Raw genomic sequence first — 11,782 nt, 5'->3', positions numbered from 1 at the left:
TAGAAATGATCACAAAGATAAAAACAATTGTTAATCTATTTTATCTTAGTAGTATTGTTTTATTCTTATCAATATTTGCTATACATGTTAACGCAGAAACAAAAATTATCGCTAAAAGTGACGACACACTCTTAAAGATATCTAAGCGATATGGAGTGTCCTTGAAAGAGCTAATGTATAAAAATAATTTCAATGATGCAACCAAAATAATAGCAGGTAAAGCGATAGTAATACCTTTAAATAATAATGATAAAGATATAAAAGTTGGTAACCTTGTTCATGAAGTTGTTGAAGGAGATACTCTTTATAAAATAGCAAGAGAATATAATGCAAATTTAAAAGATCTTATTTCTATTAATAATTTAGGAAATAATTCTTTCCTCGCACTAGGTCAAATTATCATACTTCCCAAGGGAGCAAACTATAGAAAAGTAATTAATGATAAAAGTATCAAATTAGCAAGTAAAAAGGTTTTTTACCATCAAACTTCTAAATCAGAGGATCTTTCATCTATTGCGAAGATACACCAAGTCCCAATAGAAGAAATTAATATTTTGAACAAATTGAAAAATACTTCAAAAGTCAATTCGAACACAAAATTGAAACTAAGAAAAAACAAATCTTCTAAATGGCTAAAATATGGCTCATTAACCATCAATTGGGCAGACTGGACATATCTTGACGGTAATTATATTGCTCTAGCAAAAACAAAAAAGAATAAATCTTTTTACTTGGCTCTTAACTGCAAAAAAAGAACATTAAATAATACATTAAATAATTCTTACTGGACAAGCTGGTATTTTCCTGAGACCGACTTTGAATTTAAATTAATCAATGATTTTTGTACTTAAAATTTTTAGAATATAAATTATTTATTCATTTCAAGAGAGGGAGGATCCAATCTTTCAGAGTCTTCTTCAACAAGTTGCAATCTCAACCTTTTCCCCCCAGAAAGTTCTCCAAGAGAAACTCTTATAGTTGAACCAGTCAGAGTTTGAAGTGTATCTAAAAGCTCTCTTAAATAAGGAGTGCTACTGCCAGACTCGACCCATAATCTCTCTTGCAAACTCTCTAATCTTTTCCAAGCAGAGTGAAACTTCAAGATAGAACTCTCTATAGTTTTTGCCTGTCCAAAAGCATCTGAAAGCAATCCTAAAGAATCCAACCTGAGCGCTTCTTGAGTGGCTTTATCTAAATTTAAATCTTTATTTTGAAAAGCTCTTAAAGCTATAGAAGCATCTAAAGACTTGCCGATCCATTTAGCAGTATTAGTCATATCTTTGACTGAATCAATTTCAGGATTTTCTCGTAAAGTTTCACATATCTCTTCTTGCTGAATAGGCGATAACTTAGATAATTCTCTTACCAATGGAGCAACAAACTTGGCTGGTAAAAGATTTGATTGTGTTTTTTCTCTAATTTCAACAGGCAAAAGAGAACTGGTTGCGGCCATAAATTCGTCAGTAAGACTCTTTACTTGTCTTCTGGTTATGTCCTTTCCTTCATTGGCAGCTTCAGAAACCATATATTGAATCTCAGGGGCAGCTTGTGCAGTTTCAATAAAAGCTCTTTTAGAAAAATTATTTACACTTGATTCTTCAAGAATTCCATCACCCACAAGATTATCTGAGGAATCCGCTAATTGAATAAGGGAATATGCTTTGCTTTTACTAATTTCCATCTCTCTTAACCACTGCAAAAAACCTGTACCTCTTCCATCACCGCCTCTCTTTTCTCTATCTCTAACAACACGTAAAATCCTTCCTCGCCAAATTTCAGTTTGCAAATCAAACTGTTCGCATATAGACCATGCATTTTCTAATCTCTCAATGAAGTCAATATTACTTAAATCATCTTGATCAGGATCAGGCAAATCAAACGTTATAGAAGATGGGTCTAAAGATGGCTGTGATATCACAAAAAATAAAATCGTTAGAAGGTTAATATTTCAAAGCTAATTGAAAATTCGCCCGAAAATCAATATGAATTATTTTTATCTGAAAGTAAAAATCTTTAATAGCGATCTATTTTTTTCAGAATAGCAGCGACAGTCTGTGACACATCCACAAATCTTTCCTGTTTTGATAGATAATATTATTATAAAATCAACTTAGGGAAGCAGATGAGCTTTGCAAGAAAAGATAAGGTGCGCATCTTGCGTCAAGAATCATACTGGTTCAATCAAATTGGAGAAATTGTCTCTATCGACAAATCTCCAGCGATGAGATACCCAGTTACTGTCAAATTCGAAAAATGTGATTTCAAAGCTTTTAGTGGTGTTGATGGCGGGGCCAACACCAGCCAATTTTCAGTAAAAGAATTAGAACCTGCTGCAAGTTAGCAGTATTATTACTTTTGCCAGAATTACCTGAAGTTGAGACAGTTAGAAAGGGACTTGAGAAACTTCTAAAAAATTTTTATATTCAAAAAATAGAAGTATTAAAAGAACGTTCAATTGCAAGTATTGGAGGATCTAGAACCTTTATTGAGAATATTAAAAATAGTTATTTAGGTAATTGGGAAAGAAGAGGAAAATATTTAATAGGATCTCTGCTATCACAAAATAAAATAAGCAAAGGTTTTTTAGTCGTTCATCTTAGAATGACAGGTCAATTTATATTACTTGAAAAACATATAAACCCTTGTTCTCATACCAGAGTTAGGTTTTTAGAAAAGCACGGTAAAGAACTTCGGTTTATAGATATCAGAAATTTTGGACAGATGTGGTACGTTCCTTCGTCAAAGTCGGTATCAGAAATTGTTTCTGGAATTAAAAGATTAGGCCCAGAACCATTTAGTGAAGCTTTTAATAGTAGTTATTTAGAAAAACATTTGAAGAAAAGAACTCGTTCAATTAAATCATCATTGTTAGATCAAGAGACTGTCGCTGGTGTTGGGAATATATATGCAGATGAGGCATTATTTGACGCATGTATTAATCCAAAGACTGAAAGTAGAAATTTAAAAAGCTCTGAATTAAAAAGGCTTTGTAAAAGTCTTGTCAAAATTTTAAATATAAGTATTGGAGAAGGAGGAACAACTTTTAGTGATTTTCGAGATTTAGACGGAAAAAATGGAAAATATGGTGGGCAAGCCTTGGTATACAGAAGAGGTGGTAAAAATTGTAAAAAATGTGGAGAGAAAATAGTGCGAGAGAAACTATGTGGAAGGAGCACACATTGGTGTCCTAATTGCCAAAAATAAATAAGCATCAAAAAAGGGTTCTTATATGAACCCTTTTTAAATAATTTTACCTGGCATTGAGCTATTTTCTCAGGGGGCTACCCCCCAAATATCGTCGCCGCTGATGCGTTTCACAACCGAGTTCGAGATGGATCGGAGTGGTTCCACATCGCCATGAACACCAGGATAGTGTTGTTTATGAACCCTGAAAACTGCATAGATGTTATTAAAAATAAATTGAAAGAATAAAGCAATAATTTGAATAAAAGCAAAAGAAGGTCAAGCCCTCGATCTATTAGTACTCCTCCGCTGCATCTGTTACCAGACTTCCACGTAGAGCCTATCAACGGGTGTTCTTCCCGTGATCTTACTGGTTTAAACCATGGGAATACTCATCTTGAGGTGGGCTTCCCACTTAGATGCTTTCAGCGGTTATCCACTCCGCACATGGCTACCCAGCGTTTACCGTTGGCACGATAACTGGTACACCAGAGGTGCGTTCCTCCCGGTCCTCTCGTACTAGGGAGAAATCCTCTCAATATTCCTGCGCATACACCGGATATGGACCGAACTGTCTCACGACGTTCTGAACCCAGCTCGCGTACCGCTTTAATGGGCGAACAGCCCAACCCTTGGGACCGACTTCAGCCCCAGGTTGCGATGAGCCGACATCGAGGTGCCAAACCTCCCCGTCGATGTGAACTCTTGGGGGAGATCAGCCTGTTATCCCTAGAGTAACTTTTATCCGTTGAGCGACGGCCCTTCCACTCAGAACCGTCGGATCACTAAAACCGACTTTCGTCCCTGTTCGACTTGTAGGTCTCACAGTCAAGCTTCCTTCTGCTTTTGCACTCGACGACTGATTTCCAACCAGCCTGAGGAAACCTTTGTGCGCCTCCGTTACCTTTTAGGAGGCGACCGCCCCAGTCAAACTGCCCAGCAGATACTGTCCGTTTCCCGGATAACGGGTAAACGTTAGATCTCTAGCTCTGAAAGAGTGGTATCTCACCGTTGACTCAGTAGCACCCAAAAGCACTACATCAATGTCTCCCACCTATCCTGCGCATTCAGAGCCCGAGAACAATACCAACCTGCAGTAAAGCTTCATAGGGTCTTTCTGTCCGGGTGTATGTAGTCCGCATCTTCACAGACAATTCTATTTCGCCGAGCCTCTCTCCGAGACAGCGCCCAGATCGTTACACCTTTCGTGCGGGTCGGAACTTACCCGACAAGGAATTTCGCTACCTTAGGACCGTTATAGTTACGGCCGCCGTTCACCGGGGCTTCAGTCACCAGCTTCGCTTACGCTAACCAGCTTCCTTAACCTTCCGGCACTGGGCAGGTGTCAGCCCCCATACATCGTCTTGCGACTTAGCGGAGACCTGTGTTTTTGGTAAACAGTCGCCTGGGCCTCTTCACTGCGACCAGCTTGCGCTGGCATCCCTTCTCCCGAAGTTACGGGACCATTTTGCCGAGTTCCTTAGAGAGAGTTATCTCGCGCCCCTCGGTATTCTCTACCACCCCACCTGTGTCGGTTTCGGGTACTGGCAGTTATGCCTTAACGGGTATAGGGATTTTCTTGGAAGCATGACATCACCAACTTCGCTGCCGTGGCAGCTCGTACTCACGCCTTAGCTCAGAACGTTTTCTCCGTTCCTCAAAGCCTCGAACGCTTGAACCAGTAACCAACATCTGGATTGGCTAGCCTTCTCCGTCCCCCTTCCCAAAACATAACTGGTACAGGAATGTTGACCTGTTATCCATCGACTACGCCTTTCGGCCTGACCTTAGGACCAGACTAACCCTCCGCGGACGAGCCTGCCGGAGGAACCCTTAGGGTTTCGGGGCATGGGATTCTCACCCATGTTTTCGCTACTCAAGCCGACATTCTCACTTCTATGCAGTCCACGCCCGCTTACGCTAACGCTTCACCCCACATAGAACGCTCCCCTACCATTTATAAATAAATCCGCAGCTTCGGTACAACACTTAGCCCCGTTCATTTTCGGCGCAGGATCGCTCGACCAGTGGGCTATTACGCACTCCTTTGAGGATGGCTGCTTCTAAGCAAACCTCCTGGTTGTCTGGGCAATCCCACCTCCTTTATCACTTAGTGTTGATTTTGGGACCTTAGCTGGCGGTCTGGGCTGTTTCCCTTTCGACTATGGAGCTTATCCCCCACAGTCTGACTGCCTAGTTACACACAGGGTATTCAGAGTTCATCACGATTTGGTACCGCTCTCGCAGCCCGCACCGAAATGGTCGCTTTACCCCCCTGCTGGAGCACTAGACGCTACGCCTCAACGTATTTCGGGGAGAACCAGCTAGCTCCTGGTTCGATTGGCATTTCACCCCTAACCACAGCTCATCCGGTGACTTTTCAACGTCAGTCGGTTGGGACCTCCACTTGGTATCACCCAAGCTTCATCCTGGCCATGGTTAGATCACCAGGGTTCGGGTCTATAAACACTGACAAAAACGCCCTATTCAGACTCGCTTTCGCTATGGCTCCACCATTTTCGGTTTAACCCGCCAGTGCCTATAAGTCGCCGGCTCATTCTTCAACAGGCACACGGTCACCCGATAAGTCGGGCTCCCATTGCTTGTAGGCTCATGGTTTCATGTTCTATTTCACTCCCCTCCCGGGGTTCTTTTCACCTTTCCCTCACGGTACTGTTTCACTATCGGTCACACAGGAGTACTTAGCCTTACGAGGTGGTCCTCGTAGATTCACACGGAATTCCACGTGCTCCGTGCTACTCGGGATACAGATAAGCCAACTCTCCTTTCGATTACGGGGCTTTCACCCTCTGTGGCACGCCATTCAAGCGTTTCTTCTAGGTTTGTTGGTCCACGTTTCTGTCCCACAACCCCGATGGTCGAAACCATCGGTTTGGGCTATTCCCCGTTCGCTCGCCGCTACTTAGGGAGTCGTTATTTACTTTCCTTTCCTCCAGCTACTAAGATGTTTCAGTTCGCTGGGTTGGCTCGTGCCAGCCTATATATTCAGCTGGCCGTTTTAAGGGTTGCCCCATTCGGAAATTCCCGGATCAAAGCGTGTATCCAGCTCCCCGAGACATATCGCAGGTAACCACGTCCTTCATCGCCTCTGTGTGCCAAGGTATCCGCCATGAGCCCTTTGTAGCTTGACCTTAATACAATCTTAAATCAATTGTGCTCAGCTATTACTCAAGAATTAAACATGTATTTTGAGAAATGATAATTCAGTTATTACACTAAAAAATCAACTCAAAATAATGCATCCATGAGATGCTTTATTCTTTCTTATCTATGCAGTTTTCAAGGTTCTACTGAATTCTCACGGAATAAATCCATGGGAGCCCAGCATATTATCAACTTTTAAATAGATGATAAGAAGCTAGGTTCTTTCAGTTAGACAATTCTAAGTCACATCTAAGAGTTCTCTCCGGAAATTTAGTTATCAGGATAGGTTTCAGTGGAGGTAAGCGGACTCGAACCGCTGACATCCTGCTTGCAAAGCAGGCGCTCTACCAACTGAGCTATACCCCCAACAACGAATGGGCCATCCTGGACTTGAACCAGGGACCTCACCCTTATCAGGGGTGCGCTCTAACCACCTGAGCTAATGGCCCAGGAGAAACCTTTGTTGGGTGTGACCTAGACAAGTTTAGGAACTGAAATCAAAGAATTAAATATAAAATAATCCAGTAATCTGAGGTACCGATCGACCTTAAGGTGACAGGATTGCGGCCTAAGAATAAATCACTTAGACATCACAATCTATTAATTGTCTCCCTGTTAGGAGGTGATCCAGCCGCACCTTCCGGTACGGCTACCTTGTTACGACTTCACCCCAGTCATCAGCCCCACCTTCGGCGTCCTTCTCCACAAGGGTTAAAGTAACGACTTCGGGCGTGGCCAACTTCCATGGTGTGACGGGCGGTGTGTACAAGGCCCGGGAACGTATTCACCGCAGTATGCTGACCTGCGATTACTAGCGATTCCTACTTCACGTAGGCGAGTTGCAGCCTACGATCTGAACTGAGCCACGGTTTATGGGATTTGCTAGCTCTCGCGAGTTTGCTGCCCTTTGTCCGTAGCATTGTAGTACGTGTGTAGCCCAGGACGTAAGGGGCATGATGACTTGACGTCATCCACACCTTCCTCCGGTTTATCACCGGCGGTCTTTCTAGAGTGCCCAACTAAATGCTGGCAACTAAAAACGTGGGTTGCGCTCGTTGCGGGACTTAACCCAACATCTCACGACACGAGCTGACGACAGCCATGCACCACCTGTCACTGCGTTCCCGAAGGCACCCTCTAATTTCTTAAAGGTTCGCAGGATGTCAAGCCCTGGTAAGGTTCTTCGCGTTGCATCGAATTAAACCACATACTCCACCGCTTGTGCGGGCCCCCGTCAATTCCTTTGAGTTTCACACTTGCGTGCGTACTCCCCAGGCGGAACACTTAACGCGTTAGCTACGACACCGAAGGGGTCGATTCCCCCGACACCTAGTGTTCATCGTTTACGGCCAGGACTACAGGGGTATCTAATCCCTTTCGCTCCCCTGGCTTTCGTCCATGAGCGTCAGTAATGGCCCAGCAGAGCGCCTTCGCCACTGGTGTTCTTCCCGATATCTACGCATTTCACCGCTACACCGGGAATTCCCTCTGCCCCTACCATACTCAAGCCAATCAGTTTCCACTGCCATGATGGAGTTAAGCTCCACGCTTTAACAGCAGACTTGAAAGGCCGCCTGCGGACGCTTTACGCCCAATAATTCCGGATAACGCTTGCCACTCCCGTATTACCGCGGCTGCTGGCACGGAATTAGCCGTGGCTTATTCCTCAAGTACCGTCATATCTTCTTCCTTGAGAAAAGAGGTTTACAGCCCAGAGGCCTTCGTCCCTCACGCGGCGTTGCTCCGTCAGGCTTTCGCCCATTGCGGAAAATTCCCCACTGCTGCCTCCCGTAGGAGTCTGGGCCGTGTCTCAGTCCCAGTGTGGCTGATCATCCTCTCAGACCAGCTACTGATCGAAGCCTTGGTGAGCCATTACCTCACCAACAAGCTAATCAGACGCGGGCTCATCCTCAGGCGAAATTCATTTCACCTCTCGGCATATGGGGTATTAGCGGTCGTTTCCAACCGTTATCCCCCTCCTGAGGGCAGATTCCCACGCGTTACTCACCCGTCCGCCACTAACCCGAAGGTTCGTTCGACTTGCATGTGTTAAGCACGCCGCCAGCGTTCATCCTGAGCCAGGATCAAACTCTCCGTTGTAGTCAGGCCCTATTGTAAAAATTAATTTTACTCAGTCTGATTTGCTTCTCCCACAAAAACAGCACTGGCGTACTATTTGTGATTGTTGCCACCTTATTTTCATAAGGGTTCTAAAGAGTGCACTTAGTTTTATCTTCGTGACTTTCCCGGATCTCAGATCCGTCGTTGCTTTCTCTTGTAGCCAAATAAATCGATTCGAGCCGTGAAACTCAAATTGAAAATTGCCACAAAATTATGCAACTAATTTCTTTTTGACGGGACCTCACACCTCTATCGCAATACATCCGATTCAATATGAACCAGACGCGATAAAAGCGTCAGTTCCTAAACTTTTTAAGTTGTCTAGGTTCTGTCTTGACCAAAATAGCCAAAACATTTTTCGATCTTTCGACCGTTTTTCAGCTTACAGCACAGAAGGGTTTAGTCTTCAAATGTTGTAAAACTCCCACTTAACTAAAAAACTTTCGTAATTCTTGCCAAATGAGTACGCTCAAGATTAACTTTTGCGCAGAAAAATATTGTAGACCCTAGAAGTACTTACATGCAACAAAGTTGCAAATGAAATGTTTTACCTCTTACTATGAATTACAAATGAGTAAGCCATAACTAGCTTTTAGCGATGGCAAGAGATTATCTTAATGCCCGCACGTTTTAGCCAACAGCATAAAAGGGTACGTCCCAATTCAAATGAAGATAAAGTTGTTGCAAGAGCTAAGGAACATTTTGAAAAAACTTTAATTGAAATTTCTGGAGATATTGCAGGAAGTGTTGCGGCCTTGGAGCATCCAACAAAAAATGATGCCCTCAATTACGGAGAGATCTTTTTAAGGGATAACGTCCCCGTCATGATCTATCTTTTAACGCAAAAACGATTCGACATAGTCAAGAAGTTCTTGACAGTAAGTCTAAATTTGCAAAGTACTACTTATCAAACTCGAGGCGTTTTCCCAACAAGCTTTGTTGAAGAAAAAGGGAAATTAATAGCAGATTATGGGCAGAGATCAATAGGAAGAATCACCTCTGCAGATGCCAGCTTATGGTGGCCAATACTTTGCTGGCTATATGTAAGAAAAAGTGGCGATCAAAGTTTCGGGACAAGTCAACAGGTTCAAAGAGGTATTCAACTTCTTCTTGATTTAGTTCTTCATCCAACTTTTGAAGGCAATCCAGTTTTATTCGTCCCAGATTGCTCATTCATGATCGATCGACCTATGGATGTTTGGGGAGCTCCTCTTGAAGTGGAGGTTTTGTTGCATGCATGTCTAAAAAGTTGCATTCAACTAATGGAATTAAGTAGGAAACATCAAAAAAGTCGATTACTTGATCAAAGACTTGTTTTAACAAATCAATGGGTTCATGATCTTCGCCAATTTCTTTTGAAGCATTATTGGGTTACAAGCAAAACAATGCAAGTCCTAAGGAGAAGACCAACCGAGCAATATGGCGAAGATCAACATCAAAATGAATTTAATGTACAGCCACAAGTAGTCCCTTCATGGCTTCAAGATTGGCTTGAGAATAGGGGTGGATACCTTATTGGGAATATAAGAACTGGTAGACCAGATTTTCGTTTTTACAGCTTGGGGAATTCCTTAGCATGTATGTTCGGAGTATTAACTGCACCACAGCAGAGAGCATTATTTCGTCTGGTATTACACAACCGTGAACACCTTATGGCACAAATGCCAATGAGGATTTGTCATCCACCAATGGACATAGAGGAATGGCAAAACAAAACCGGTTCAGACCCCAAAAACTGGCCATGGAGTTATCACAATGGAGGCCATTGGCCTAGCCTCCTATGGTTTTTTGGCGCCTCCATATTGCTTCATGAAAAACGTTACCCAAAAGCAGATGTTTTACTCATGGGACAAATGAGAGCTCTTGTCGAGGAATGTTATTGGAGTCAATTAAATCAACTACCTAGACAAAAATGGGCGGAGTATTTCGATGGGCCAACAGGCACATGGGTTGGCCAGCAATCAAGGACTTATCAAACTTGGACTATTGTTGGATTTTTGTTAATGCATCATTTATTGAGAGCTGAACCCGATGACGTATTGATGCTTGATTTAGATTAAAAAATTCTAAAACAAACCTAGAGTCAAAGATTTATCAATAGGTAAACATGCTCCTATGCCTAGATACATTGTCAAAACTGTCCCAAATAGAAACAATGACATTGCAACTGGTCTTCTAAAAGGATTGGCAAATTTATTGATATTTTCAATAAAAGGCAGAATCATCAAGCCCAAAGGTATTAATGTTTGAAGGGCGATACCAAGTAATTTATTAGGGACTACTCGTAGAATTTGAAAGACTGGATACAAGTACCACTCAGGGAGAATCTCTAATGGAGTTGCAAAAGGATTAGCTTTGTCTCCTAGAAATGCAGGATCAAGAACTGCCAAGCCAACTACACAAGCTATGGTTCCAAGTATAACTACTGGAAAAATGTACAAAAGATCATTGGGCCAAGCTGGTTCTCCGTAATAATTATGACCCATCCCTTTAGCAAGCTTCGCTCTTAACTTCGTATCTGATAAGTCAGGCTTTTTAAGAGTTGACATGATTTAGGAAAATTTTGATTTAGAGATTAAAAATTATTATTTTTTTTACTATAAAGGACCGGAAATACCCTGTTTCCTAATCATAAGAAAATGCATGAGCATAAAAACTGCTAGTAGCCAGGGCATAACAAAGGTATGAAGGCTATAAAACCTTGTCAAAGTCGTCTGACCAACACTTTCACCACCTCTTAGCAGTTCAACCATGAAGTCCCCAATAACAGGTATGGCGGCTGGAACACCAGAAACAATTTTCACAGCCCAATAACCAACTTGATCCCAAGGCAATGAATATCCAGTAACACCAAAAGCAACTGTTATAACTGCCATAACCACACCAGTAATCCATGTCAGTTCTCTTGGCCTTTTGAAACCTCCAGTCAAATAAACACGAAAAACATGCAGAATAAGCATCAGTACCATCATTGAGGCACTCCAGCGATGCACTGATCTAATCAACCAACCAAAACTTACGTCTGTCATCAAATAGCTCACTGAGCTATAAGCTTCAGTTACTGTGGGTTTGTAATAAAAGGTCATCGCGAATCCAGTCGCGAACTGAATCAAAAAACAAACCAGTGTTATCCCACCAAGGCAATAAAAAATGTTGACATGTGGAGGTACGTATTTTGAAGTGACATCATCAGCTATGTCCTGAATCTCAAGACGTTCCTGAAACCAGTCATAAACCGGTGAAGAATTCGCCATCCAATTATGATTAGTGTTTCCAAATATCTTACTCGATGTGCTCCTTGGTCGCCGCAAAA

Annotated in this window: 7 protein-coding genes, 2 tRNA genes and 3 rRNA genes; 4 read left to right on the top strand and 8 right to left on the bottom strand. The window is 42.5% G+C overall.

The genetic code is table 11. The features are described from left to right. The first annotated feature begins 5 nt into the window (after positions 1 to 5). Complete coding sequence (locus AC6EIY_RS10010) at positions 6 to 851, top strand: DUF8654 domain-containing protein (RefSeq protein WP_498506742.1); 846 nt, start codon at positions 6 to 8, stop codon at positions 849 to 851. Positions 852 to 868: 17 nt separating this feature from the next. Here the strand turns inward: AC6EIY_RS10010 and AC6EIY_RS10005 are convergent, their stop codons facing one another. Then, positions 869 to 1,918: a hypothetical protein gene (locus AC6EIY_RS10005; protein ID WP_498506741.1), complete on the bottom strand. Its 1,050-nt coding sequence runs from the start codon at positions 1,916 to 1,918 to the stop codon at positions 869 to 871. Between the two features lie 204 nt (positions 1,919 to 2,122). On the opposite strand from AC6EIY_RS10005, the gene AC6EIY_RS10000 reads away from it, so the two are divergent. Together AC6EIY_RS10000 and AC6EIY_RS09995 are read left to right on the top strand one after the other, a co-directional pair. Next, a complete protein-coding gene (locus tag AC6EIY_RS10000; RefSeq protein ID WP_498506740.1) occupies positions 2,123 to 2,341 on the top strand; it encodes a photosystem I reaction center subunit IV in 219 nt (72 codons plus the stop codon). Between the two features lie 14 nt (positions 2,342 to 2,355). Next, positions 2,356 to 3,204 carry a DNA-formamidopyrimidine glycosylase gene (locus tag AC6EIY_RS09995; RefSeq protein WP_498506739.1) on the top strand — a complete coding sequence of 283 codons (849 nt, stop codon included), beginning with the start codon at positions 2,356 to 2,358 and terminating at the stop codon, positions 3,202 to 3,204. A gap of 48 nt (positions 3,205 to 3,252) precedes the next feature. Here AC6EIY_RS09995 and rrf read toward each other — a convergent pair. The 5 genes from rrf to AC6EIY_RS09970 all read right to left on the bottom strand — a co-directional run bounded on the left by rrf (position 3,253) and on the right by AC6EIY_RS09970 (position 8,448). Further along, positions 3,253 to 3,369: ribosomal RNA gene (gene rrf, locus AC6EIY_RS09990) — 5S ribosomal RNA — on the bottom strand. Between the two features lie 89 nt (positions 3,370 to 3,458). Then, positions 3,459 to 6,335, bottom strand: a 23S ribosomal RNA gene (locus tag AC6EIY_RS09985). Between the two features lie 306 nt (positions 6,336 to 6,641). Next, positions 6,642 to 6,714, bottom strand: a tRNA-Ala gene (locus AC6EIY_RS09980). 9 nt (positions 6,715 to 6,723) lie between these two features. Next, positions 6,724 to 6,797, bottom strand: a tRNA-Ile gene (locus AC6EIY_RS09975). Between the two features lie 166 nt (positions 6,798 to 6,963). Beyond that, a 16S ribosomal RNA gene (locus AC6EIY_RS09970) occupies positions 6,964 to 8,448 on the bottom strand. Together the 16S, 23S and 5S rRNA genes with 2 tRNA genes alongside form the textbook arrangement of a ribosomal RNA operon. A gap of 638 nt (positions 8,449 to 9,086) precedes the next feature. On the opposite strand from AC6EIY_RS09970, the gene AC6EIY_RS09965 reads away from it, so the two are divergent. Continuing rightward, a complete protein-coding gene (locus AC6EIY_RS09965; protein WP_498506738.1) occupies positions 9,087 to 10,529 on the top strand; it encodes a glycoside hydrolase 100 family protein in 1,443 nt (480 codons plus the stop codon). Positions 10,530 to 10,535: 6 nt separating this feature from the next. On the opposite strand, the gene petD is transcribed toward AC6EIY_RS09965, so the two are convergent. Next, positions 10,536 to 11,018, bottom strand: coding sequence for a cytochrome b6-f complex subunit IV (petD, locus tag AC6EIY_RS09960; RefSeq protein WP_413682969.1), 483 nt, complete (start codon positions 11,016 to 11,018; stop codon positions 10,536 to 10,538). 48 nt (positions 11,019 to 11,066) lie between these two features. Then, on the bottom strand, positions 11,067 to 11,723 hold the full coding sequence (gene petB / locus AC6EIY_RS09955; protein ID WP_413389834.1) for a cytochrome b6: 657 nt from the start codon (positions 11,721 to 11,723) through the stop codon (positions 11,067 to 11,069). Between the last annotated feature and the right edge of the window lie 59 nt (positions 11,724 to 11,782).

The organism is Prochlorococcus sp. MIT2304, assembly GCF_059772405.1.
This window is presented reverse-complemented; position numbering and strand designations above follow the sequence as displayed.

Bases quoted from the DNA above. Each gene is read 5' to 3' on its own strand.
- AC6EIY_RS10010 (WP_498506742.1), top strand. From the start codon at position 6: ATGATCACAAAGATAAAAACAATTGTTAATCTATTTTATCTTAGTAGT.
- AC6EIY_RS10000 (WP_498506740.1), top strand. From the start codon at position 2,123: ATGAGCTTTGCAAGAAAAGATAAGGTGCGCATCTTGCGTCAAGAATCA.
- AC6EIY_RS09965 (WP_498506738.1), top strand. From the start codon at position 9,087: ATGCCCGCACGTTTTAGCCAACAGCATAAAAGGGTACGTCCCAATTCA.
- petD (WP_413682969.1), bottom strand. From the start codon at position 11,018: ATGTCAACTCTTAAAAAGCCTGACTTATCAGATACGAAGTTAAGAGCG.
- petB (WP_413389834.1), bottom strand. From the start codon at position 11,723: ATGGCGAATTCTTCACCGGTTTATGACTGGTTTCAGGAACGTCTTGAG.